Origin of the sequence: Shewanella halotolerans, assembly GCF_019457535.1 — a bacterium.
Classification (GTDB): Bacteria; Pseudomonadota; Gammaproteobacteria; order Enterobacterales; family Shewanellaceae; genus Shewanella; species Shewanella halotolerans.
This window is the reverse complement of record NZ_CP080417.1, coordinates 4560202-4584134: the sequence shown is the minus strand read 5'-3', so window position 1 is coordinate 4584134 and position 23933 is coordinate 4560202. Positions and strand designations below refer to the sequence as shown.

Annotated in this window: 21 protein-coding genes; 12 read left to right on the top strand and 9 right to left on the bottom strand. The window is 56.8% G+C overall.

All coding sequences use genetic code 11. From position 1 onward, the window contains the following. The first annotated feature begins 44 nt into the window (after positions 1 to 44). Both K0H81_RS19835 and K0H81_RS19830 read left to right on the top strand, forming a co-directional pair. Complete coding sequence (locus K0H81_RS19835) at positions 45 to 1841, top strand: AMP-dependent synthetase/ligase (RefSeq protein ID WP_220059462.1); 1797 nt, start codon at positions 45 to 47, stop codon at positions 1839 to 1841. A gap of 161 nt (positions 1842 to 2002) precedes the next feature. After that, complete coding sequence (locus tag K0H81_RS19830; RefSeq protein ID WP_011867569.1) at positions 2003 to 2407, top strand: acyl-CoA thioesterase; 405 nt, start codon at positions 2003 to 2005, stop codon at positions 2405 to 2407. A 5-nt stretch (positions 2408 to 2412) separates the two neighbouring features. On the opposite strand, the gene K0H81_RS19825 is transcribed toward K0H81_RS19830, so the two are convergent. Beyond that, complete coding sequence (locus K0H81_RS19825) at positions 2413 to 2658, bottom strand: GNAT family N-acetyltransferase (protein WP_186300669.1); 246 nt, start codon at positions 2656 to 2658, stop codon at positions 2413 to 2415. 157 nt (positions 2659 to 2815) lie between these two features. On the opposite strand from K0H81_RS19825, the gene K0H81_RS19820 reads away from it, so the two are divergent. Next, on the top strand, positions 2816 to 3799 hold the full coding sequence (locus K0H81_RS19820; RefSeq protein ID WP_258406343.1) for a Solitary outer membrane autotransporter beta-barrel domain: 984 nt from the start codon (positions 2816 to 2818) through the stop codon (positions 3797 to 3799). A gap of 17 nt (positions 3800 to 3816) precedes the next feature. On the opposite strand, the gene K0H81_RS19815 is transcribed toward K0H81_RS19820, so the two are convergent. Further along, on the bottom strand, positions 3817 to 4245 hold the full coding sequence (locus K0H81_RS19815; protein ID WP_220059460.1) for an acyl-CoA thioesterase: 429 nt from the start codon (positions 4243 to 4245) through the stop codon (positions 3817 to 3819). A 192-nt stretch (positions 4246 to 4437) separates the two neighbouring features. After that, positions 4438 to 5115: an acireductone synthase gene (gene mtnC, locus K0H81_RS19810; RefSeq protein ID WP_220059459.1), complete on the bottom strand. Its 678-nt coding sequence runs from the start codon at positions 5113 to 5115 to the stop codon at positions 4438 to 4440. Between the two features lie 240 nt (positions 5116 to 5355). On the opposite strand from mtnC, the gene K0H81_RS19805 reads away from it, so the two are divergent. The 3 genes from K0H81_RS19805 to K0H81_RS19795 all read left to right on the top strand — a co-directional run bounded on the left by K0H81_RS19805 (position 5356) and on the right by K0H81_RS19795 (position 8579). Beyond that, the gene (locus K0H81_RS19805) at positions 5356 to 6162 is read left to right on the top strand and encodes a tetratricopeptide repeat protein (RefSeq protein WP_220059458.1); all 807 of its coding nucleotides are present in this window, start codon (positions 5356 to 5358) and stop codon (positions 6160 to 6162) included. Positions 6163 to 6205: 43 nt separating this feature from the next. Next, a complete protein-coding gene (locus K0H81_RS19800) occupies positions 6206 to 7360 on the top strand; it encodes an alpha/beta hydrolase-fold protein (RefSeq protein ID WP_220059457.1) in 1155 nt (384 codons plus the stop codon). Positions 7361 to 7631: 271 nt separating this feature from the next. Then, positions 7632 to 8579, top strand: coding sequence for a PDC sensor domain-containing protein (locus K0H81_RS19795; RefSeq protein WP_220059456.1), 948 nt, complete (start codon positions 7632 to 7634; stop codon positions 8577 to 8579). A gap of 56 nt (positions 8580 to 8635) precedes the next feature. Here the strand turns inward: K0H81_RS19795 and K0H81_RS19790 are convergent, their stop codons facing one another. The 4 genes from K0H81_RS19790 to K0H81_RS19775 are packed head-to-tail and all read right to left on the bottom strand — an operon-like array spanning position 8636 to position 14262. Then, on the bottom strand, positions 8636 to 8941 hold the full coding sequence (locus tag K0H81_RS19790) for a DUF3240 family protein (protein ID WP_144204123.1): 306 nt from the start codon (positions 8939 to 8941) through the stop codon (positions 8636 to 8638). Then, on the bottom strand, positions 8938 to 11991 hold the full coding sequence (locus K0H81_RS19785) for an efflux RND transporter permease subunit (protein ID WP_220059455.1): 3054 nt from the start codon (positions 11989 to 11991) through the stop codon (positions 8938 to 8940). The genes K0H81_RS19790 and K0H81_RS19785 overlap by 4 nt, the downstream gene beginning before the upstream one ends. A 1-nt stretch (position 11992) precedes the next feature. After that, complete coding sequence (locus K0H81_RS19780; RefSeq protein ID WP_220043737.1) at positions 11993 to 13033, bottom strand: efflux RND transporter periplasmic adaptor subunit; 1041 nt, start codon at positions 13031 to 13033, stop codon at positions 11993 to 11995. Further along, positions 13030 to 14262 carry a TolC family protein gene (locus K0H81_RS19775; protein WP_220059454.1) on the bottom strand — a complete coding sequence of 411 codons (1233 nt, stop codon included), beginning with the start codon at positions 14260 to 14262 and terminating at the stop codon, positions 13030 to 13032. The genes K0H81_RS19780 and K0H81_RS19775 overlap by 4 nt, the downstream gene beginning before the upstream one ends. 236 nt (positions 14263 to 14498) lie before the next feature. Here K0H81_RS19775 and K0H81_RS19770 point away from each other — a divergent pair, with 236 nt between their 5' ends. Further along, positions 14499 to 15029, top strand: a complete 531-nt coding sequence (locus tag K0H81_RS19770; RefSeq protein ID WP_220059453.1) for a helix-turn-helix transcriptional regulator — start codon at positions 14499 to 14501, stop codon at positions 15027 to 15029. 31 nt (positions 15030 to 15060) lie between these two features. Here the strand turns inward: K0H81_RS19770 and K0H81_RS19765 are convergent, their stop codons facing one another. After that, on the bottom strand, positions 15061 to 16131 hold the full coding sequence (locus K0H81_RS19765; RefSeq protein WP_220059452.1) for a hypothetical protein: 1071 nt from the start codon (positions 16129 to 16131) through the stop codon (positions 15061 to 15063). A 313-nt stretch (positions 16132 to 16444) separates the two neighbouring features. Here K0H81_RS19765 and K0H81_RS19760 point away from each other — a divergent pair, with 313 nt between their 5' ends. Then, positions 16445 to 16669 carry a GDCCVxC domain-containing (seleno)protein gene (locus tag K0H81_RS19760; protein WP_220059451.1) on the top strand — a complete coding sequence of 75 codons (225 nt, stop codon included), beginning with the start codon at positions 16445 to 16447 and terminating at the stop codon, positions 16667 to 16669. A gap of 1126 nt (positions 16670 to 17795) precedes the next feature. On the opposite strand, the gene hutI is transcribed toward K0H81_RS19760, so the two are convergent. Next, on the bottom strand, positions 17796 to 19022 hold the full coding sequence (hutI, locus tag K0H81_RS19755; protein ID WP_220059450.1) for an imidazolonepropionase: 1227 nt from the start codon (positions 19020 to 19022) through the stop codon (positions 17796 to 17798). A 185-nt stretch (positions 19023 to 19207) separates the two neighbouring features. On the opposite strand from hutI, the gene hutC reads away from it, so the two are divergent. From hutC to K0H81_RS19735, 4 genes are all read left to right on the top strand, one after another. Continuing rightward, positions 19208 to 19915 carry a histidine utilization transcriptional repressor HutC gene (hutC, locus tag K0H81_RS19750; RefSeq protein WP_220059449.1) on the top strand — a complete coding sequence of 236 codons (708 nt, stop codon included), beginning with the start codon at positions 19208 to 19210 and terminating at the stop codon, positions 19913 to 19915. Between the two features lie 123 nt (positions 19916 to 20038). After that, on the top strand, positions 20039 to 21709 hold the full coding sequence (hutU, locus tag K0H81_RS19745; protein ID WP_220059448.1) for a urocanate hydratase: 1671 nt from the start codon (positions 20039 to 20041) through the stop codon (positions 21707 to 21709). Positions 21710 to 21736: 27 nt separating this feature from the next. Further along, complete coding sequence (hutH, locus tag K0H81_RS19740; RefSeq protein WP_220059447.1) at positions 21737 to 23269, top strand: histidine ammonia-lyase; 1533 nt, start codon at positions 21737 to 21739, stop codon at positions 23267 to 23269. 150 nt (positions 23270 to 23419) lie between these two features. After that, on the top strand, positions 23420 to 23899 hold the full coding sequence (locus K0H81_RS19735; protein WP_011867549.1) for a PaaI family thioesterase: 480 nt from the start codon (positions 23420 to 23422) through the stop codon (positions 23897 to 23899). The last annotated feature ends 34 nt before the right edge of the window (positions 23900 to 23933 follow it).

The following is a 23933-nucleotide window of genomic DNA, read 5'->3' as shown; positions in this document are numbered from 1 at the left end:
GCGCCAAAACAGGTACAAGTGTACGCTAAAAGGGTCAGAAAATTATGTCGCTCCAACAGTATCATCCCATCAGCCTGATGCAGGCCCAGAGCCAGCAACGTGGCGATGCCATCGCATTGGAAGGCTATGGCTTATCGGCGCCTTGGCAGCAGATCAGTTGGCGACAATTCGACGAGATTGGTGACCAGATCGCTAAAGCGCTGATCGCTTCTGGCTTCGCGGCCCAAGACAAGGTGGCGATCCTGTCGCAAAACTGCCCCCAATGGACCTGTGCCGACGTCGGTGCCCTCAAGGCCAAGGCTGTGGTGGTGCCCATCTATCCCACCAGTACCCTGGAGCAGGCGCGCTACATCATAGACGATGCCCAGGCCAAGCTGATCTTCGTCGGCGATGCCGAGCAGTACCACATGGCCCGCGAACTGCTTGCACTCTGCCCCAGCCTGACCCAGATAGTGGTCTTCGATGCCGAGGTGGCGCTGGCGCAAGAGGATACAGCTGTTCATTTCGATAGCCTGCTGACGCAAACCCATTCGCCTGAGGTCGAGACCGAACTGGCTCACCGTCTGGCTAACCTGGCCCTGGACGATCTGCTGACCCTGATCTACACCTCGGGCACCACGGGTGACCCTAAAGGGGTGATGCTGGATTATCGTAATATCGCCTCTGTGGTCCGTCAGCACGATACTATATTACCCTTCACGCCTGGCGATGTGTCGCTGGCCTTCCTGCCGCTGAGCCATGTGTTCGAACGGGGCTGGAGTTTCTATGTGTTGTGCCGCGGCGGCCATAACGTCTACCTCAAAGATCCTATGACGGTGAAAGAGGCGATCGTCGATATTCGTCCTCATACCCTTTGTGTGGTGCCGCGCTTTCTGGAGAAGGTCTACAGCGCGGTGCAGGATAAGGTCAATAAGGCGCCCGATACCCGCAAGAAGCTGTTTGCTTGGGCTATGTCTGTGGGCGAGCGTCAGTTCGAGGTCAGTCAGGGGCGTGCTAAGGCTTCCTGGTGGCTCAAGATCCAGTGGAAACTGGCCCATAAGCTGGTGTACAGCAAGCTGCAGCAGGTGCTGGGTGGCAGGCTTAAGTTTATGCCTTGCGGCGGCGCGGCGCTGGATCAGAACGTGGCCAGCTTCTTCCATGGCATAGATATTCCCGTGCTCTGTGGCTACGGCATGACGGAGACCACGGCGACCGTGACCTGTAATACCCTGGATAACCGTGTCGCCGGCTCTAACGGCAAGACGCTGCCGGAAGTCGAGATCAAGCTGGGTAAAGACAACGAGATCCTGGTGCGCGGCGATACCGTGATGCGCGGCTACTACAACCGCCCTCAAGAGACCGCCGACAGCTTCGAAGATGGCTGGTTGAAAACGGGCGACGCCGGTCAATTAGACGAGCAGGGCAACCTGTTTATCACAGACAGAATCAAAGAGTTGATGAAGACATCAAACGGCAAATACATTGCGCCGCAGCGGGTCGAGGGTAAGGTAGGTTGCTGCCCCTTCATCGAGCAGGTGGCGGTGATTGCCGATGCGAAAAACTATGTGACCGCGCTTATCGTACCGGCGTTCGAGTCGTTAGAGGCTTGGGCCGAGGAGAAGGGGCTGCATTACGAGTCGCCCATGGAACTACTGCGCCACAGCCATGTGATCGAGCACTTCGAGCAGCGCCTCAAGCATCTGCAGCAGGAGCTGGCAGGCTTCGAGAAGATCAAGAAGTTTACCCTGCTGCCCGAGGCATTTTCCATGGAGGCTGGCCTGCTGACGCCGACCATGAAGCTAAGGCGTAAGATGATCTACCATAAGTACGCCACAGAAATTAATGCTATGTATTCGAAATAGCCAAAATAGCTTGAATAATAAGGGCGCCTCAACAGAGGCGCCCTTATTCTATGGAGCCAGTATCTATTAGGTCAGTAGTCCAAAAGTCCATCTTGCATCCCCCTGGTATCTCGGTTAACGTCTTTGGCACAAAAATAACGACTTAGTCTTAGGGGCTCCCTGTGCCGTTACGCTCTTTCAGTTTAACCATTCAACCCAGATTCAACGAAACCGATGGCCTGGGCCATATCAACAATACCGTCATGCCCGTCTGGTTTGAGGCGGCGCGTGAGCCTATCTTCGCCATCTTCAATCCCTCGCTCAATCTGGCCGAGTGGAACCTTATCGTGGCGGGCTTCACCATCGCCTATACCTCGCCGACCCAATATGGTCAGCCGGTGGAGATCAAGACCTGGATCAGTCGCGTGGGCAACGCCAGTTTCGAGGTGGCACAGCAGAGTTGGCAGGGCGGCAAGATGACCGCCGAGGCCAAGACCACCTTAGTGCATTACGACTACAGTATCGACAAGAGCCGACCCATAGGGGAAGAGGTGAAGCAGGCGCTGCTGACCCTGACCGGCGAATAAGCGGGTTACAAAAACTTCTGCACGTACCAGCAACTGGCGCTGATGGCGAGTTGCTGGGACTTGGCCCACTCCAACCCATGGCGCACCAGGCGCCCGGCCACGCCCTGACCCCTGAGGGGATCCGGCACGAAGGTTCGTACAAAATCCACCTTATCACCTTGTCGCTGATATTCTAATACCGCATCATGGCCTTCAATCGACAACACAAATCGCTGCTGATCGGCCTGGTGTAATATCGTCTCCTGGGTCATAGTCTGCTTCTCGTTTGGTTGGATGACTCTTAACGTTAGCACAGGGTGAGGAAATAAGTCACAAGATGATTCGGTCAACATTTAGCTTAAGGGTTGCGGCTTGATAGGCATATTTTTCAGTCGTTTAAAGCACGTCGCGCCCCAGGGACTTGCGGCATTGGGACTCACGCTCCTGTTAGGGAGCGGCACTACTGTCTTGGCCCAGGAGATCGACATTCGTGGGGCGGTCGAGGCCAAGGTGAAGGGGGATATCACCAGCGCCATGGTGCTGACCGACGCCAACCTGATCACCCTGGGCATAGTCGATTTCAACCCCAACACCATAGTGGACCTGAGTGAGATAGGCGATATCAACGCCGGTGATGAAGAGTCGCTCAAGCGTCGCAGTCAGCTGACCTCCTACACCTTGCCCTGGGAGAGCGACACTGTGCCGCTCTCGCCCGAGTGGTCCCAAAGCATCCAGGTGCGCCTCTCCTACGTGCACGCCAGCGACAGCATACAGGGGCTGGAGGATGAGACCATCAGCAGTCCGATCAAGGATACCAGCTACCTGCTGGCGGGCGAGTATCGCTGGAAGTATCAGATAAATGAGCAGTGGCGGGCGGTCTTTGGCCTGGGGGCGCAGTTTATCTGGCTGGAAAACCGCCTAATCTATAACGACCCCGTGCTGCGCAGCGTCAGTGGCATTCTCGACGACAAGCTGGTGAACACCAGCTATGGCGCCATCATGTTCGACCCCAATGCCGAGCTGACCTATACCGGTGACCTCATGGGGAACAAGTGGGAATTTATCAGCACCCTCAGATACGGCATAGGCCGCAGCCTGCTGACCGACGATGGCATGCAGGCGGTGACGCCTCAGGTCGGGCGTCTGAGCAACGCCCTGGTGTTTCATTATGGGCTGCCCGACTTCTTTGACCGTCAGAACGAGATGCGCCTGCTGGCCAAGCGGATCGATCTCAGCGGCGATGTCATCGACTCTATGGGGACGCGTCACTACTACGAGTTCGGTGCAGGCTGGGTGGTGCAGACCCCTTCGCTATCAGCCTGGCTGCGCAACATAGGGATAGGCATCACACTCAACATCAACAGTGGCCTGAGTGGCGGCGGCATAGTGCTGCTGTTTAACGAAGAGATGTGAGCTCGGCACAATTGAGATTAGTCGATGCAGTGTTCTCTGAGCACGGCCAACAGCTCGTCGGGCAGATTTGCCTTGGCTTGCTTGTTGAAGTCGAACATGACGGCGACCGAGGAGCCCTTGGTGGTGATCGCCTGTTGCTGCTCGCTGAACACCTGATAATGCATGGTGAAGCGGTCCTTGTGGATGTCGCTGATACTGACGCCGATCAATAGGGTGTCGGGGAAGGTGACCGGGCGCTTGTAGCGAGCATGGTTGTCGCTGATCACCGGGCCCATGCCGTACTGGTAGAGCTTATCTAGCGGGAACAGCTGGTTAAAGAAGTCTATCCGCGCCGTCTCGAAGTACCGAAAATAGACCGCATTGTTGACGTGCTTCAGGGCATCCATCTCGCCCCAGGCGACCGGGATACGGGTGTGAAAGGGAAACTGGCTAGCGAACTGCTCCATATCTTAACCTTTAATTTCAAACAAGCGTTTAGTTTTGGATTAAGATATCAGCATCTCGCCACAATACCAATCCCTGAGGGCGTTCGAGTGGCTAATGAATCAGGATGAGGCTTTCTCTCGTTCTTCGATTTGTTCGGCGAGTGGGCAACAAAAAAGGCACCCTGGGGTGCCTTTATTTTTCAAAGCGACAGATTAGAAGCTCAACTCTTTAAAGTTGCTGATCTGTGGGTAGTCGCCGGTGCGCTGGGTGGTCTCGCGCACCATCTGCATTACACGCATCCCCGCCTGCTCGGCAGCTTTGAGCTCCTCGAGCACATCAGAGATAAACAGCACCTGCTTAGGCGCCAGGCTGATGGTGTTGATGATGTTAAGGTAGGCCTGTTTAAACAGCTTGTTGCCGGTGCGGGTGTCGAAGTGGCCATCGAAATATTCGGTCAGGTCGCCGCCGTCGCTGTGGCTGAACAGCAGCTTCTGGGCATCCACAGAGCCGGAAGAGAAGCTATAGAGACGCACGTTCTGCGCCTTAATCTCTTTCACGCTGTCGATGAAATCAGGGTAGATGTGGCCCTTAAATTCGCCTTGGGCGTAGCCCTGTTTCCAGATAAGGCCTTGCAGCGTCTTAAGCGGAGTGGCCTTGCGATCTTCGGCAATCCACTGCTGCAGTATCTCTACCACGCGCTCCAGTGAGGCGTCCGGCTCCAGCGCGATATCTTTCACGTCGCTGATGCAGTTATCGACCAATACATTAGTTTGATTATCTTCTAAAAAATCAGCGAGTGCCTTAGACGAATAGGGAAAAAGGGTGTCCTGAATAAAGTTCAGATCGGTTGTTGTACCTGCTGTATCTACAACTATGGCTCGAATACCCATAACGTTGGCTTACTCCACTATGCATTAATAGAAATGATTCGCTTAAATGACAGGCCAGATCCTAAGCTGAAAACGCCCCTTTGGCTAGTGAATTATCGCCCAAAGACGAGCGAAGACGCAGCGGATCACAAGGGGAAACAGGTCTGGCGTTTTCGGGGGGAGGTTTGACTTGCTTTTGCTTAAATATCATACTCATTCGCTTGGGGCGTAAAACATGGAAAGGGAAACAAGGAAGGGCGAATGACTGTTAAATACCTCAAATTTATTAGCTGCTTAGTCTTGGTTGCTGGCAGTTACTGCCTGCCACTTGCGGCCAAAATCAGCGTAAAGTCGCTGCCGATTCAGCTGGAGAGCTGTGAGCGTGGCGAATGCGTCGATCATTTCAAGGAATACAAGACGCTGGCCCGTTATGGCCATTCTGATGCTATGTACACCCTGGCCGAGATGTACCGTCTGGGCTATGGCACAGAGAGCGATATGCGTTTATCCACTAAGTGGTATCGCCGCGCCGCCAAGTTAGGTAATCCTTTTGCCCAGTACAAGGTGGCCATCCTCTATCTACAGGATGGCGAGAATCAGGATATCGACAAGGCGATGCGCTACCTGCGAGACGCCAACCGCGCCGATCTTAACGAGGCGGCTCACCTGTTGGGAATGCTCTATATAGAAGGCGAGCTGGTGGAGAAGGACAAGGTGAAAGCCAAGGACTACCTGACCAAGGCCTATGAGGCGGGTCATGAGCCGACACTTAACCTGCTGGCCGAAGTTAGTGAGGTGGCCCTCGAGGTCAAGCGCCAGTCCAAGGTGGCGCCGGTTACGGCCAAGAGTCAGGCCGCTCCGACAGATGAGATGGAGGTGATCGAGGTACGCGCACCGAGTCTGGAAGAGGTGTTTTCCTACCATATCGCCACTTTGCGTGCTCGTGTGCCCGATGGCATCAGCAGTACGGGGACCTCGCTGCGGGGTCGTACCTGTGGCGAGATGATCTCCTGTAATACTCAGGAAGACAGAGAGCGTATTCGCGATTTTCTTATGTCCACCTGGTAACGGCTCAGGTCGCCCTATCACTTAACAATAACAAGGAATACACGTGATAAATAAATGGATTGCTGGTGTTATCTTACTTCTCGGTAGTGGCTTGAACCTGGTTCAGGCGGCTCCTACTACTAACCTTGAAACGCTGATGGTTAAGGCGCCGGGTGTCGACAAGCCCATGGCCTTCAAGGTCACTCTGCCCGCCAGTTATGGCGAGAACCTAGATAAGCGCTATGTGTTGCTGTTCGACTTTCATCCCCGCAGCCGCGGTTATCTCGAGGGGATGCATGACTGGATGAGCCATAATGGCGACTGGCCCTGGTTGGAGACCATAATCGTCACAGCGCCCGACGGTGACCAGGCGCTGGGGAAGTTGAAGAGTCAGGCGATAGAGCAGGAGGGCAGTGTCGCCCTGCTGGATTTCATGGAGCAGTCGCTGCTGCCCGCCATCGATGCCAAGTATCGCACCAATGGCTTTCGTATCATGAATGGCTTTACCGGCAACGCCGGCCTGGTGCTCTACACCTTGCTCAATCGCCCCGAGCTGTTCAACGCTTACCTGGCGGCGAGCCCGGTGCTGAGTGACGATTTTGCCTATGTGATCAAGTCGGCCGCGGACAAGCTGGAGAAGCTCAAGGGCAAGCCGCGCTACCTGATGCTGACCACCAGCGACAGCGATTTCGAGCAGCGACAGCTGGCGGATTTTGCCGCTTTGGAGGAGCTGCTCGAGACCACCAATCATCCGGCGCTGCACCATAAGGTGAAGCGTTTCGACGGCACCTACTATATGACCCAGCCGATCCTGGCGACCGCCCACGGCATAGAGTGGCTGTTCGACGACTACCATAGGGTGCTCTCGCCAGACTCAGCGATCGCCAAGGGCGGCGTGAAGGCGATTCTCGACCATTACAATTACCTGTCACAGCAGAAGTATGGTTTCCCCGTGCCCTCCACAGATTCGCTGATCGCCCTGGCGGATGCTGAATTTGCCAAGGACAAAGACAAGGGGCTGGCAGTTTATCAGGCGGCGGTGGAGGCCAATCCCGACTCCCACAGCGCCCACGATGCTTTGGCAAGGGCCTACGGCGAGCTGAAGATGTATGACTTAGCCATAGCCCAGCAGAAGCAGGCGCTGGCCAAGACAGACCATCCCTTCTGGACACGCAAGTACAGCGAGAGCCTGGCGGCGTTAGAGGCGCAGCGGCACTAGTTGATTCTACGTAAGGCTCTTCGCCGTTTACCTTTATTGAAATACGCCGGCATCTGCCCTCTTTTGGTGCAGATGCCTATGCGTTTCGGCGCAGTCAGAGCGAATTGCATGCTCTGGCTCGCGCGATTCATCTCCTTATCAGTCCCTCCCAGCCTGGGTTTTCGCCCCATGGCGCGGCGTTTTCCTCTGCCTTAGCCGGGTTTCTGTGCCCGCGAGTGGGATTGGCGCCATAGTTGCAAAGCTTAGAGCTGTTATCTAAAGGGAGCAGTCTATGGCGGCAATGAGTTACTTGAGCGTGATCGAGCGGTACCATGAACATGAGCAGCTGGTGAAGGAGTTGCTGGAGTCGATTCTGGTGGGGATAAGCGATCCCCTGATGTTGTCCGACCCCGGCTTTCGGGTGCGAGCCATGGCCGAGATCGCCAACAGCTATCCCTTTATCGAGCTGCTCTATGTGCTCGACGGCGATGGGGTGCAGATCAGCGACAACGTGGCCATAGTCAATCGTGTGGTGCAGGCGATCCCCGTGGGGCGCAACCTGAGCCGCAGCCACAGGCCCTACTTCTCCAAGGCGCAGGAGACGCAGTTGCTCAAGATCACCACTCCCTATCTCTCCAACGCCAGCGGCCAGCTCTGCCTGTCGGCCTCCTATCGTATCGAAGACGACGCGGGGCGGGGTTTTATCGTGGTGGATATCAATCTGACACAGTTGATCGAGTTTATGATGGGCGATCGGGCCAGACGGCGGGCGACGCCCCTGTTCAAGGGGGTCTATACCGCGTTGGTGGTCGGGCTGTTTATCATGGTGCTGGTGCTCATCAGCATGGCGACCGTGGATATCGCCGCCTTGCTCGCCGAGGGAGTTGTGCCCAGCGGCTCAATCAAGCCCTTTAGCATCATTATCTTCATCACCCTGGCCCTGGCGGTGTTCGATCTGGGGAAGACGATTCTCGAAGAGGAGGTGTTGATGCACAAGGATATCTTCCGCCACAGCTCAACCCGGCGCACCATCACCCGCTTCATCTCCACTATCTTGATCGCCATCTCCATCGAGGCCCTGCTGACCATGTTTAAGGCCTCTCTGGGAGAGATGAAGTATGTGCAGCCCGCCATCGGCATGATGTTCGCCGTCGTCGGCCTGCTGGTGGGGCTGGGGATCTATGTGTTTCTCGGTGCCAAGGCCGAGCTGCTGCTCAAACAGGGCAATGGTAAGCCTTAGGCCCTTGGCTCTTAAGCCATAGGCTAAAGAGTACAGATCTAAGGCGTTATCCAAATTTAGCAGAGAGTACCTGTCTGCTGGATCGGCATGATCCAGTAGCGGCAGGGGTTGTGCTGGCACACCCGAGCGAGTTCGGCGAGCAGCGCCTGCTGCTGGCTGCTGGGGTGCATGATCTCGAACTTGCAGAACTCCCGATAACCCTCCACCTGCTCCTTGATGTTGAAGTGGCTGTGCTCACGGCTGAAGCCGCAGATATTGCCCAGGCTGAAGCCGGAGAGAAAATCCAGCTCGATCAGAGTATCGACTATGTCGTCTTTAATATCGTTCTGGGCGATCAGCACCAGTAGTTGTTCACTGCTCATCGGCGTTTCTCCAGCCAGTAATAGAGGATAGGCAACATGTAGAGGGTGGTGATGGTGGAGGTCAGCAGGCCGCCTATCACCACTATGGCCAGGGGTTTCTGGATCTCCGCTCCTGGACCGGTGGCGAATACCAGCGGCATCAGGCCGAACATGGCGGTGGTGGCCGTCATCAGAATAGGGCGCAGGCGGCGCATGGCGCCCTGCTCCACCCGGGTCAAGAGGTCGCTAAACAGGTGACGGGTCTGCTCATAGTAGCTGACCATCACCACGCCATTAAGCACGGCCACCCCCAATAGGGCGATGAAGCCCACCGACGCGGGGACCGACAGGTATTCCCCCGACAGGTAGAGGCTGACGATGCCGCCCATCATGGCGAAGGGCACGTTGGCCAGGATCAGCCCCGCCTTGGAGAGGGAGCCGAAGGTGGTGAAGAGGATCAGGGTGATCAGCGCCATGGCGATGGGGATCACCAGCAGCAGGTTGTTGGTGGCGCGCTGCTGATTCTCAAACTCGCCGCCGAAGCTGACGCTGTAGCCGGCCGGCAGCTTGATCTGCTCGCCTATCTTGGCGTTAAGCTCCTCGACGAAGCCAACGATATCCCGTCCCTCGACGTTGGTGGTGATCACCGAGAAGCGATCGCCCTGTTCCCGCTCGATCAGTATCGGGCCCTCCTTATAGCTGAGCTTGGCCACATCGGTCAGGCGCCTGAGGGAGTGATCCGGCATTACCAGCAGCTGTTGCTTAAGCTCATTGATGCTACCAAGCTTACCCTCGCCGCTGGCGATCAGCACTGGGGTGCGCTTCTTGCCCTGTAGCACCTCGGTCACCGCCACCCCTTCGAGTTGGCTCTTGAGGTAGCGGGCAAACTCCATGGTGCTCATGCCGAAGCCTCTCGCCAGCTCGTTATCCAGGGTAAGGTTGATGAAGGGGCTGCCCTCGATAAGCGACATCTTCACATCCACGCTGCCAGTTGTGGCGCTCACCAGTTGCTGGATCTCGCCGGTCAGTGTACCCAGGGTGTCGATATCTGTGCCGAACACCTTGATGGCCACATCGCCTATGCTGCCGGTCAACATCTCGGAGACCCGCATCTGGATCGGCTGGGTGAAGTTAAAGTTAACCCCGGCGTATTGCAGCAGCTCGCCGCGAATAGCCTCGATCAGTTCGGCCTTAGTATCGAAGCGCCACTCGCTGCGCGGGGCAAGCTCGAGAAACACGTCCGTCTCGTTCAGCCCCATGGGATCCAGGCCTATCTCGTCGGCGCCGGTGCGGGCGACCATCTGTTTGATCTCCGGCACCTTGGTCAGCAGGGTTTGCTGTATCTGTTTGTCGATGGCGATGGAGGCCTCCAGCGAGATAGAGGGCGACTTCTCCAGCTGCAGAATGATATCGCCCTCATCCAGGGTGGGCATGAAGGTCTTGCCCACCAGGCTAAACAGCCCCAGGCTGACGATCAGCAGGCTGAAGGCGATCAGCATAAAGCCTTTCTTTGCCTCGAAGGTGCGCTTCAGGCTGCCAAGGTAGGCGGCCTTGAGCTTCTCTATCGCCTTGGGCTCCTGGGCCGCCTTCTCGTTCACCAGATAGGAGGCGATCACAGGGATCACGGTGAGCGCCAGCACCAGGGAGGAGAGCATGGCAAACACTATGGTGACCGCCACCGGAGTAAATAGCTTGCCCTCCAGCCCAGTGAGACTCAGCAGGGGCGAGAAGACTATGATGACTATGATGGTGCCCGAGACCACAGGGATGGCGACATCCTTGGTGGCACGGAAGATCAGGTGCAGGCGTGGCAGTCGCTGCTTGGAGGCGATCTGATTGACCATGTTTTCGACCACCACCACAGAGGAGTCCACCAACATGCCGATGGCGATCACCAGGCCGCCCAGGCTCATCAGGTTGGCCGACAGGTCGAACAGATCCATCAACAGGAAGGTCATCAGGGCCGCCAACGGTAGCGACAGGGACACCACCAAGGCGGCGCGCACATTCCCCAGAAACAGCGCCAGCAGCACGATCACCAGCAGCACCGCCTCGAACAGGGCGCTGGAGATGGTGTCTATGGCGGTGTTGATCAGGTTGGCGCGATCGTAGAAGGTGTTGATCACGCTGCCCTTGGGCAGGCTGGCCTGGATCTGCGCTAGCTTCTGCTTAATGCCGTCGACAACTTGTGCCGTATTAGTGTCTTTCAGGGCGATGATCAACGCCTCGGCGGTCTCATCACCATCCTTGGTGACCGCGCCGTAGCGCGCTAGGTGACCTATCTGGATCTCGGCCAGATCCTTAAGGCGATAGACCTTGGCATCGTCGGCCTTCACCACGAGTTGTCCCAGCTCGTCGATATCGTCGATGCGACCCTCGGCGCGCACGATTATGGTGTCCGTGCCTATGGTGAGCTTACCTGCGCCCTCGTTGTGGTTGTTGTCCTTGATCGCCTGCTGCAGATCCGCAAAGCCTATGCCGGCCGCCGCCATGGCTGCCGGGTTGGGGTTAATGCTGAAGCTCTTGGCATAGCCGCCGAGAATGTTGACGTCGGCCACCCCGGGCACAGTGCGCAGCAAGGGGCGCACCTCCCATTCCAGCAGCTGCCTGCGCTCCATCAGCGACAGATTGGGGTTTTCCAGGGAGAACATGAAGATCTCGCTCAAGGGCGTGCTCATGGGGGCTACCCCGCCGGAGACCCCTTCGGGGAAGCTGTCCCACACTGCGGCCAGGCGTTCGCTCACCTGCTGTCTCGCCCAGTAGATGTCGGTGCCTTCGGCGAAATCCAGGGTGATGTCGCTGATGGCGTACTTGGTGGTCGAGCGCAGGATCGCCTGATTGGGGATCCCCAGCAGCTCTGTCTCTATGGGCACAGTGATCTGCGCTTCTATCTCTTCGGGCGTCATGCCCGGCGCCTTGAGGATTATCTTCACCTGGGTGGGCGAGATATCGGGAAAGGCATCTAAGGGGATCGCCAGCCAGGCCTTGCCGCCGGCGGCCATCAAAATGGCGGCGACGATCAGCACAAACAGGCGCTGGGTGAGGGAGAAGCGTATTACCGAGGTCAGCATCTTATTCGCCCCCTAGGCCGAGCATGATCCCTTTCACCGCCGCCACAGATTGCGACAACACCTGCATCTGGCTCAGATCCAGATCGCTGGCGACTATGTACTGCTCCGGCGTAGACCCCAAAATCTCTATGGTGACCGCCTCGAGCTGGCTCGCCTGCTGGGTAAATACCTGACTCTCCTGCTCCCAGCTGAAGACGCTATGCTTGGGCAGCAGGTAGACGGCCTTTTGATACTCGGGTATCACAGTTATCTGCTGTCCCAGCAACAAGTTACAGCCTTGAGGAACCGGCTCAGACCAGGCGTTGATAAAGGCGCCGTCGGCGATGGCCGACTGGGCATCTATGGTGAGATGACAGGCATTGATGTTGATTGCCGACAGCGAGGCCGACTGGCTCATGGGCACATTGACCCGGACGCGAATGGCATCGCTGGGCACCAGAGAGAAGAGCTGTGTGCCGGCGTGGTAGGGAGTGTCGAGCTGATTGAGTTTGACGATACCGGCCACGGGCGCGCCTATGGTTAGCGACTCGCTGGCCTCGTCCTTGGCGAGCACCATGGCCATGAAATGCTGCATATGCTCATATTCCAGGTGACTGGCGAAATAGTCCTGGCTGATCTCGCGCCACTTGTCGGCGCTGATGCTGCCGTTCTTCAGCAGCGGGCGATTACGATCGTAACGCTGCTTCGCCAGTTGATACAGGCTGCTGGCGGCCTCGACCTGGGCCAGGAAGTGGAAGACCTCTGGGCCGGTCAGCCTGGCGATGGCCTGTCCCTGGGTGACGGGCTGGCCTTGGCCCACCAGGAAGGTGACCTGCTGGATATTTTCCGGCGTGCTGACCCAGTAATCGTTGCCGGGCAGGCGGGCGACCTGGGCGGGCAGGGCGCTGCCCTCATAGCTGGCTACCTTCTGCGGCTGCACATAGCTTAAGGCAAGCTTGCCTAGGGTCTCTAAGCTTAGTGGCTCGGCCTGAGCGGGATGCATAAGGCTGGCGGAGAGAAACGCGGATAAACAGAGGAGGCTGGCGCCATACTTGGCCGTCATAATGAGATTCCTAAGGCTTGTAGTTGCTGAGAATGGAGTTGTTGTTGGCTGACCCTGTTCAGCGCCAGACGCGATTCGGTATCCAGCGCATCCATGTAGCGGCGCAGCCAGATCTCATAGCTCACCTGGTTCTGGTCTTTCACCTTGGCCAGCTCTTCGGTGATGGTGCGGCTCAGGGAGAGCCCCTGCTTGAGCAGTCGCTGCTGCTGGTCTAGCGTCTCTTGTTGCTTGGCTAGCTTCTCCGCCTGGGTCTTGAGTTGTAGATAGATGCGATCGCTTTGCAGTAGCTGTTCCTGATTGGTCTGTTGCCAGCTGGCGAGGTCACTCTGGGACAGGGCGGAGCTGATCCCTAGGGGGACAGTGATCCCCAGCCCCAGCTGATTGTCGTCGAGCTGGTCGTCGGCGGTGCGCTTGGCGGTGAGAGAGAGGGTCCAGGGATCTTGCGTGCCCGCCTGCTGACGCTCGATCAGCAGACGCGCCTGTTGCTGTTGTAGTCGCTGCAGCTGCCACAGGGGGTGCAGGGCCAGTTGGTTGTCGAACTCGGACACCTGCCGCAGCTTGGTGCTTGGCTGGTCATCGATGGTTTCAGGTGGCTGTTGCTGGCCGGTGAGACGGTAAAACAGCGAGGCCGCCTCGGCCTGTTGCTGTTTAAGCTGGATCTGCTGCAGGTCGATATCCACCTGCTCGCGCTCGAGCAGCAATAGATTAGCCACTGGCAGCTCGCCCACGTCGGTGAGGCGTTTCTGCTGTTGATGCAGCTTATCCAGCAGCTTACGTTTGCGCTCCAGCTGGGCCAGCTTGACGCTGGCGAGACGATAGTCCCAGATGCTCTGACGGATAAGGCCGGAGAGGTAGAGATTCTGCAGCGCCTGTTGCTGGCTGCCGATGGCTTGGGACAACTGCTTGATCTGGCTGTCGCTGTCGTAGGCGCCGGGGGACTTTAATGGCAAATTGAGCGACACCTCCTGCTCGTAGCTGTTACCATTGTCCAGGCTACCCAGATGGCTCAGGCTGATGCTGGGGAGCCCCATCAACCAGCTTGAACTGCTCAGCTGCTGGGCGCGTTCATCCTCGACGACGGGCGCCTGGGCGCTGGCATTGGGGAGCCGCGACTTACTGATCTTCAGCAGGTGATGGAGTTGATGAGTCGAGGCCGCATAGCCAAAGAAACTACTGCTACTTAATGCGGTCAACAGACATATCTTGATACAAGACTTAACGACGGACATAAGCGATTTCTGTGGTATTAAAGTGTGCCGTCAGTCTAGTGATTGTGCCGCCCCTGTCTTGAGGGAGATGTATCATAAAGCGGGCTATGGTACATATGTACCATAAGTTAACTTATTGATTATTAGTTGCTTCGCCTTTTTGTATTATCGGAATTTGGCTGTAGATTTGCCTGTGGATTTTGGCTGTCTGGCGCGTAATTGAGTGTGGGCAGGCCGTGATAGGAGTAGGAATATCCATGAAAAAGGATCTGGTTATCATCGCCCTCTTGGTGCTTATCATGTTGTTTAAGCTGGTGGATATTGTCGCCGATGTGCAGCTGGAGATCCCCGCTTGGCATATCGCCCAGGAGAGTGTCTTGGTGCTGCTGACCGTGATCGCCACCCTCTATCTGAGCCGCGACCTAATGCGTCGCTCCCGGCAGGTCAAGGCACTGGCCCACAGGCTCGCCCAGGCCGACAAGAAGATAGACAACCTATCGACTCAGATGCGCGCCGCCCGCCAGGAGTATAGCCAGGCGGTGGCCAGCCAGTTCGATACCTGGGGCTTCACCAAGAGCGAGCAGCAGGTGGCGTTTCTGATCCTCAAAGGGCTCAGCTTCAAGGAGATCGCCGAGGTGCGCCAGACCAAGGAGAAGACGGTGCGCCAGCAGGCCTCCACCATCTATGGCAAGGCCGAGGTGGATGGCCGCCACACCTTCTGCGCCTGGTTTATGGAAGACTTCATTCAAGATCACAACCAGGAGCTGGCCGGCAACGAGGCGGCCTAGTCTCTGTTTGTCAGTGCCCTCCGGCCGAGCGTTATTCCCCGCCCTTCCTGGCCCAACCCGCTGGCAGGCTGTTTTCCATCTGCTCCAGACGTTGCAGCAACAGTACCTGATTGCTGAGCACCTCCTGCTGGTTGGCGATGATCGCCTGCTGAATCGCCTGGGTCTGGCAGTACCTCAGCTTGTTATGGCCGTAATTGGCGGCCGTCAGCGCCGCCGAAGAGATGCCGTTGAGTAGCTCACCGAACTTCTTCAAAGGGTTATTCTTTATGGTGCCACCCACATAGCCGTGCACCTGGGCCACAGGCTCTATCTTGGTGGTGCCCAGGGCCTTGAGTAGCTGACCGAATAGCTTGATGGAACCCGCTCCGGCGGTGACGAAGAAGGCGGCCTGTTCAAACTCGGCAGGGTTGCTGTTGATAAACTGGCAGCTGTCGCCCACTAGGTTGTTGATGCCGAAGCTGGCGTTGCTGTTGGGGCCGAGTCCCCGCCTCAGAGTTTCCAGATGAGTCGTCATCTCGTGAAACACATCGAAGAATCCCGACTGGAAGGCGCCGCCGTCGACCGTGAAGGCGCGATAGAGGGGATAGAGGGAGTAGCCCGGCATGGCATCGATCAGGCTGATCATGGGGTCGAAGTGATAGATGTTGCCGAGCAGGCTGCTGTCTTGCATGTTAAACAACAGGTTACCCGTGGATTCCAGATCGCTCACGAAGGCGATAAGATCGTTTTTAAAGCGGTAGCACTCGCTACCCCCGGCGCAGCTGGCCCCACCGAAGGCGGCCAGCCCCTCAAATTCCTGCTGGATCACCATGCGGCCTTCACTGCCGGCATTCTCGATCATGTCGAACATCTGCTGGGTGTAGCCGTTAAAGCTCTGCTGTGCCTGCTGCAGGATCAGCACCTTACCCTGAATATCTACCGTGTTGGTAACTGTCTTGCCAGCATCCTCTGCGGCGTCGGCGGCGTCCGTTGCCGTGGTCTTAAGCTTATCCCAGATGTCAGATAGCAAGTCGGCTTGGCTGCTTGGGCTGAAGGTGAACCCGGCGGCGAGCAGGCTGGCAATTAACAGGGGATAGGCGCGGCAGAATGTGTGGCTGTTCATAGCGACTCCTAATCGATCAGGCTTGATCAAGCGAGGGGAGATCTTTTAGGTATAGTGGCTATCACTATGACCCGAGGCTGTGCCGCTTGCGAAATATGTGCAAAGCCAAGTAAATCGGGGGTTACACTTGGTTCAGTGCGGAGTCACAATGCTTTACACGGCTTGAGAAACTATCTTGTGCCTGCATTGGTGTTTCGCGCGGTTTTTGGCTAGGTAATAGTCGAGGTTTTTGCTTACTGCAATGTGAGCCAAGCGCTGTTTATTTACACCTAATGGGCGTAACTTGAGGTGATGATCCTTGTGTGAGGTTTTTATGGCGAACCCAATCCAACTCGAATCTGAGATCACCTGTCCCCACTGCGGTCACAAGCGTGTGGAGACCATGCCCCAGGACGCCTGCCAGTTCTTCTACGAGTGCCAGGGCTGCCACGAGATTCTCAAACCCCTCCCCGGCGACTGCTGCGTCTTCTGCTCCTACGGCACGGTGAAGTGTCCGCCAATACAACTTGGCGGGTGTTGTCAGGGGAGGTCTTCTTGAGACCCAGAATGGTGGGGATTAGCGCGGGCTCTCTTTAATAACGGTTTGGAACTGAGCCTGTGAGGTAAAGAGCAAATTATTAACTTTGCGCTGAGTTGTCATTTATATAGGTGATTGTATATCTTACCATAATTTCTGTTAATCGCCTTTCGCGGGTGTGGTTTAGGGATTTATGAATGTCGTGATCGCATGGATGCGATAGAACGACCTTATGTGCAGGTACGTCTTCGGGACGCTGTAAAGCCATCCCTGGCCGCTTAACGAAAACATCTGACCGACATGGATGTCGGGAATGCCGAAAAATGTCGGGAACATTTTTGGCCCTATTTTCGATACCCTCAGACATACCTACACACCTTATCCAACGTTTCCTCGATTTACGTTCTTTATTAACTCATTGATAATAATCGCCAATATTTAATATTTTTGCTGGGTAGAGACATGACATCAGTTATTTTCATTTTTGGCCCAACCCTATGTAGACTAAGATGAAAACTTTTACTGAGAGTGGAAACTCACAGGAATAGCGTAAGTAATTAAGGAGTATGTATGGCTTGGACTTGCCAAAATTGTATGACAGAGATCGACGATGACGATTTTGAAGTTTGTTGGAATTGTAGTTGTGAGAGAGGAAAGACGATAACAAAGGTTAACACGTCATTGGATTGCTTACGCTGTAACACGTCATTGACCTTTATCGGTACCAAAGAGTTTCATGAAGGAGTGCGCTGGGGTGTATTGGGAAACCTAGCTGAGTTCTTTGTGAATAAAGAAAGCCTGGATATGTTTGCCTGTAAAAGTTGCGGTAAAGTCGAATTCTTCCTAGCTGGCTCTCATGAAACAATTTAAATATTAATGAGTTAACCACAGTTTTTCACCCATTAAGCTAAATCGAAGAGATGAAAGACTCGGTGTAGATACGGCAGAGACCCTCGAAAACAGGGATGTTTTCGTGGAGCGTATAGGGACATATTTACAGCGTGTCGATGCCGTGTCTGCACATAAGCCTGCGGCAGGCAATTGATCACCTAGGCGCTATGGTCTGCAAAGACCTATCAAATGAAAAATTTGGGAGGGAGACCACCCAAACGATGAGTACGCATCATCGCTCAGGCGTCTAACAATCTTACTGATGAACCAAGTTCCCGTTTTTCACCAATCCCTTACACACATCCACCCCATAGCTGTAGGCCAGCGCCGCTGGGGTGGTGATATCCCACAGACAGAAGTCGGCTTGCATGCCGACCTTGAGTGTGCCAACTGAGTCCTCGACTCCCAGCGCCTTGGCCGCGTTGCGGGTCATGCCCGCCAGAGCTTCCTCTGGGGTGAGGCGGAACAGGGTGCAGCCCATGTTGAGCATCAGCAGGCTAGAGCAGAGCGGCGAAGAGCCAGGGTTATAGTCGCTGGCCAGCACCATGGGCACACCGTATTGACGTAGCAGGTCGATAGGCGGCATCTGGGTTTCCCGCAGGAAGTAGAAGGCGCCGGGGAGCAGGGTGGCACAGGTGCCGCTCTCGCTCAGGGCCTTCACGCCAGCCTCGTCCAGGTATTCGATATGGTCTACCGACTTGGCGCCCAATTTGGCGGCCATAGCCGAACCGCCCAGGTTAGAGAGTTGCTCGGCGTGCAGCTTGATATCCAGACCGGCCGCTTTGGCCGCGCTCAGTACGCGCTCTGTCTGCTCCAGGCTGAAGGCGATATTTTCACAGAAGACATCCACGGCATCGGCCAGGTTTTCGTTAATCACGGCGGGCAGCATCTCGTCGATCACTAAGTCCACATAGGCGTCGCTGTTGTCCTTGTACTCGGGCGGAATGGCGTGGGCGCCGAGGAAGGTGGTTTTCACATCTACATGGTGATGCTTGCCAAGCTCGCGGGCGACCCTGAGGAGCTTGAGCTCTGTCTCTGTGTCCAGACCGTAGCCTGATTTTATCTCGACCGTGGTTACCCCTTCTTTGGCGAGGGCATTGAGGCGTTGGCGTCCCAGTTCGAACAGCTCGGCCTCGCTGGCCTCGCGGCAGGCCTTGACCGTGCTGATGATGCCGCCGCCGGCGCGGGCGATCTCTTCATAACTGGCACCTTGCAGGCGCAGCTCAAACTCGTTGGCGCGGTTGCCGGCGAACACCAGATGGGTGTGGGCGTCGATAAGGCCTGGGGTGAGCCAGCCGCCCTTGCCTCTGTAAACCGGCGTTGACAAGACATCGAACTCGGGTAGCTCGCTGCGGGGACCCATCCAGGCGATCTTGCCCTCCTTGACGGCGATGGCGGAATCGGTGATCGCACCGTAAGGCGCTGAAATTTCAGGGTCCATAGTGGCGATGTTGACGTCTATCCAAACCTGATCCCAAGACATGATGTTTCCCTCGACTGGCGCGCCCTAACGGTGGCGGCAATAAATTTATGTGAGCTAGCTTGTATTTACTTGTATATACAAGCTAGGATTATAGCGGTAATTTTCAACATTTGAAAAGTGTAATCGAGTTTGCGGCGATGCCTGGGAAGTCATAATCCATCGGGTGCGCCCACAGAGGAGCAGAGATGGCGACGCCCAAGTTTGCAGAGATCAAACAGTTTATCTTGACCAAGGTGGAGTCCGGCGAGTGGCAGCAGCATAGCCGCGTGCCGTCGGAGAACCAGCTGGCCGAGCTGTTTACCTGTAGCCGCATGACGGCGCGGCGCGCCCTGACCGAGCTGACCGAGTCCGGCGTGCTCGAGCGCTCCCAGGGGCTGGGCACCTTCGTCGCCGGGCTTAAGTCACAATCCTCCATGATGGCGATCCGCAACATCGCCGACGAGATCAAAGACAGGGGTCATGGCTACAGCGTGGAGCAACTTGAGTTGACCCTAACCCAGGCCACGGCGCAGATCGCCATCGCCCTTGGGCTCGAGGAGGGCAGCGAGGTGTTCTACTCGGTACTGGTGCACTGCGAGCAGGGGACACCGTTGCAGTTGGAGGAGCGTTTCGTTAACCCCCAGCTGGTGCCCGACTATCTGGCCCAGGATTTTAGCCTGCAGACGCCCCACGAATATCTCTCCTTCGTGGCGCCGCTCACCGAGGCCCGCCACACCATAGAGGCCGTGGTGGCTGACGATATCCAGCGCGAGCGATTGCAGATAACCCAAAGCGAACCTTGCCTGCAGATCCTGCGTCGCACCTGGTCCAGGCAGGGCGTGGTGAGTTTCGCTCGCCTGCTGCATCCGGGCAGCCGTTTCCGCCTCGGTGGACACCTGACCTTTAACCGGTAAGGCGATAAACCCATTTGGGAACGGCCTGTTTCCCTTAGCAGTACTTAGGCTGCAACAGGTAATAAGTTACTGAATAAAGATAAAAATAATGTCATCGAGACAGCACAATTGAGGTAAGCAAGAATGGATAAGAGACACGACCCAAGCCGTCGCATCATAGCGCCACATGGCACTACGCTGAGCTGTAAGAGCTGGCTCACCGAGGCGCCGATGCGCATGCTGATGAACAACCTGCACCCAGATGTCGCCGAGCGCCCGGAAGACCTGGTGGTCTACGGCGGTATCGGCCGTGCGGCCCGTGACTGGCAGTGTTATGACAAGATAGTAGAGGTGCTGCAGCGTCTCGAAGAAGACGAGACCCTGCTGGTACAGTCGGGTAAGCCTGTGGGCGTGTTCAAGACCCACAGCAATGCGCCACGCGTCATCATCGCTAACTCTAACCTGGTGCCACACTGGGCCAACTGGGAACACTTCAACGAGCTGGATAAGAAGGGCCTGGCCATGTATGGCCAGATGACTGCAGGTTCTTGGATCTACATCGGCTCTCAGGGCATAGTCCAGGGCACCTATGAGACCTTCGTGGCCATGGCCAAGCAGCACTTTGGCGGTGACGCCAGCGGCAAGTGGATCCTCACCGGCGGCTTGGGTGGCATGGGTGGCGCTCAGCCACTGGCCGGGACCATGGCGGGCTACTCTGTACTGGCTTGTGAGGTTGACGAGACCCGCATCGACTTCCGTCTGCGTACCCGTTATGTGGACAAGAAGGCCACTAGCCTGGATGAGGCGCTGGCGATGATCGACGAAGCCAACAAGAGTGGCAAGCCTGTTTCTGTCGGCCTGCTCGCCAACGCCGCCGATGTCTTCGCCGAGCTGGTCGAGCGTGGTATCACCCCGGATGTAGTGACCGACCAGACCTCGGCCCACGACCCACTAAACGGCTACCTGCCACAGGGCTGGACGTTAGAGTATGCCGCCGAGATGCGCAAAAAAGATGAGGCGGCCGTGGTGAAGGCGGCCAAGCAGTCGATGGCGGTACAGGTGAAAGCCATGCTGGCCCTGCAGGCAGCAGGCGCGGCCACCACAGATTATGGTAACAACATTCGCCAGATGGCGTTCGACGAGGGCGTGGAAAATGCCTTCGACTTCCCAGGTTTCGTGCCCGCCTATGTGCGCCCACTCTTCTGCGAAGGAATAGGTCCCTTCCGCTGGGCGGCGCTCTCTGGCGATCCGGAAGATATCTACAAGACAGATGCCAAGGTGAAGGAGCTGATCCCAGACAACCCACACCTGCATAACTGGCTGGACATGGCGCGCGAGCGCATCGCCTTCCAGGGCCTGCCGGCACGTATCTGCTGGGTCGGTCTGAAAGACAGGGCGCGTCTGGCTAAGGCCTTCAACGAGATGGTGAAAAACGGCGAGCTGTCGGCGCCAATCGTGATCGGTCGTGACCACCTGGATTCAGGCTCTGTGGCCAGCCCTAATCGTGAGACCGAATCTATGCTGGACGGCAGCGATGCGGTATCGGATTGGCCGCTGATGAATGCCCTGCTTAACACGGCAAGCGGCGCGACCTGGGTGTCTCTGCACCATGGCGGCGGCGTCGGCATGGGCTTCAGCCAGCACTCGGGTGTGGTGATCGTTGCCGATGGTACCGATGAGGCCGAGGCGCGTCTGGGCCGTGTGCTGTGGAACGATCCGGCCACCGGCGTGATGCGTCATGCGGATGCGGGCTATGAGATCGCCAAGCAGTGCGCCAAGGAGCAGGGCCTGGATCTGCCCATGCTTGACCTATAAAAACAATAAGAAAAAGAGGTTGTAACTATGAGTCATCTAGTATTAAAGCCAGGCACCCTGAGCCTGGCACAGCTAAGAGCCATCAGCCGTGGCAAGGTGAGCCTTGAGCTGTGTGACAGCGCGGTTGCCGACATCAACACCAGTGCCGGTCTGGTACAGAAGGTGCTTGACGAAGGCCGCACCGTCTACGGCATCAACACAGGTTTCGGTCTGCTGGCCAACACTAAGATTGGTGAGCAAGATCTGCAGCTGCTGCAGCGTTCTATCGTGTTGTCACACGCCGCCGGTACCGGCCAATATATGCAAGACGCCACAGTGCGCTTGATGATGGTGCTGAAGATCAACTCCCTGAGCCGTGGCTTCTCTGGTATTCGTCTCGAGGTGATCAATTTTCTGATCGCCCTGGTGAACGCCGAAGTCTACCCATGCGTGCCCGAGAAGGGCTCGGTAGGTGCCTCGGGCGACCTGGCGCCGCTGTCACACATGTGTCTGCCGCTGCTGGGCGAGGGTGAGATGAGCTACAAGGGACAGATCATCTCGGCTGCCGAAGGCTTGGAGATCGCCGGCCTTAAGCCAATCGAACTGGCGGCGAAGGAAGGTCTGGCGCTGCTCAACGGCACCCAGGCGTCTACCGCCCTGGCGTTGGAAGGTCTGTTCAACGCCGAAGATCTGTTTGCGGCCAGCTCGGTGATCGGCGCCATGAGCGTCGAGGCCGCCATGGGCAGTCGTAGCCCGTTCGACCCACGCATCCATGCGGCCCGTGGTCAGAAGGGTCAGATCGACTCGGCCGCCGTGTTCCGTCACCTGCTGGGTGAAGAGTCTGAGATCAGCCTGGATCACATCAACTGTGAGAAGGTGCAGGATCCATACTCGCTACGTTGTCAGCCACAGGTGCTGGGTGCCTGTCTGACTCAGATCCGTCACGCCGCCGAGGTGCTGGCCACCGAAGCCAACGGCGTAACCGATAACCCATTGGTGTTCCAGGATACCGGCGACATCATCTCAGGCGGTAACTTCCACGCCGAGCCTGTGGCCATGGCGGCGGACAACCTGGCGATTGCTTTGGCTGAGTTGGGATCCATCGCCGAGCGTCGTATTGCCCTGCTGATCGACTCTAACCTCTCTAAGCTGCCACCATTCCTAGTGGAAAACGGCGGGGTGAACTCAGGCTTCATGATCGCTCAGGTGACTGCGGCGGCACTGGCCTCTGAGAACAAGACCTACGCCCATCCAGCCTCGGTCGACAGCCTGCCGACCTCGGCCAACCAGGAAGATCACGTCTCTATGGCGACCTTCGCGGCACGCCGTCTGCGCGACATGTCGGAAAACACCCGTGGCGTACTGGCAGTTGAACTGCTGGCGGCGGCTCAGGGCCTGGATTTCCGTGCGCCGCTGCAGCCAGCTACGGCCGTGGCTAAGGCTAAGGCCGAGCTGCGTGAGGTGGTGGCTTACTATGATAAGGACAGATTCTTCGGTCCGGATATCGAGGCGGCTACCGACCTGCTGCTGAGCGCCAGCTACAACCAGTATCTACCGGCTGGCGTGTTACCTAGCCTCTAGTGGAAATGTTGTGAGCGAAAAGGGCCTTAGGGCCCTTTTTTATTGGATGGCGTATAGGGCCAACTAGAATCGGTATTAGTCCATAAGTCTGTGTTGCCATGGGGGCGCTATCCCGTTAGCGTAGAAGGCTAATTTGTCGAGGAGTTTACTATGCAGGGAATCGCCTTTCAGGATGCCTACCCGGATGACCTGAGCCACTGCTATGGCTGTGGCCGCAACAACGAGCAGGGGCATCAACTCAAGAGTTATTGGCGCGGCGAGCAGACCATAGCCCACTTTATGCCCAAGCCCTTTCACACGGCGATCCCAGGCTTCGTCTATGGCGGCCTTATCGCTTCGCTTATCGATTGTCACGGCACGGGCAGTGCCAGCGCCGCCGCCCAGCGCGCGCTCGAACAGGCGGGGGAGCAGCTGGATGAGCCGCCAAGATTTGTCACCGCAGCCCTTAACATAGACTATCTGGCGCCGACCCCCATGGGGGTGGAGCTGGAGCTTGTCGGTGAGATCAAAGAGGTGAAGCCCCGCAAGGTGGTGGTGGAGATTGCCCTGTCGGCAGACGGTAAGCTGTGTGCCCGCGGCCATATGGTGGCGGTCAAGATGCCAGAGACCATGGCCGCTACGTCCGCATAAAAAAACAGGCCATTAAGGCCTGTTTCTACTTTCT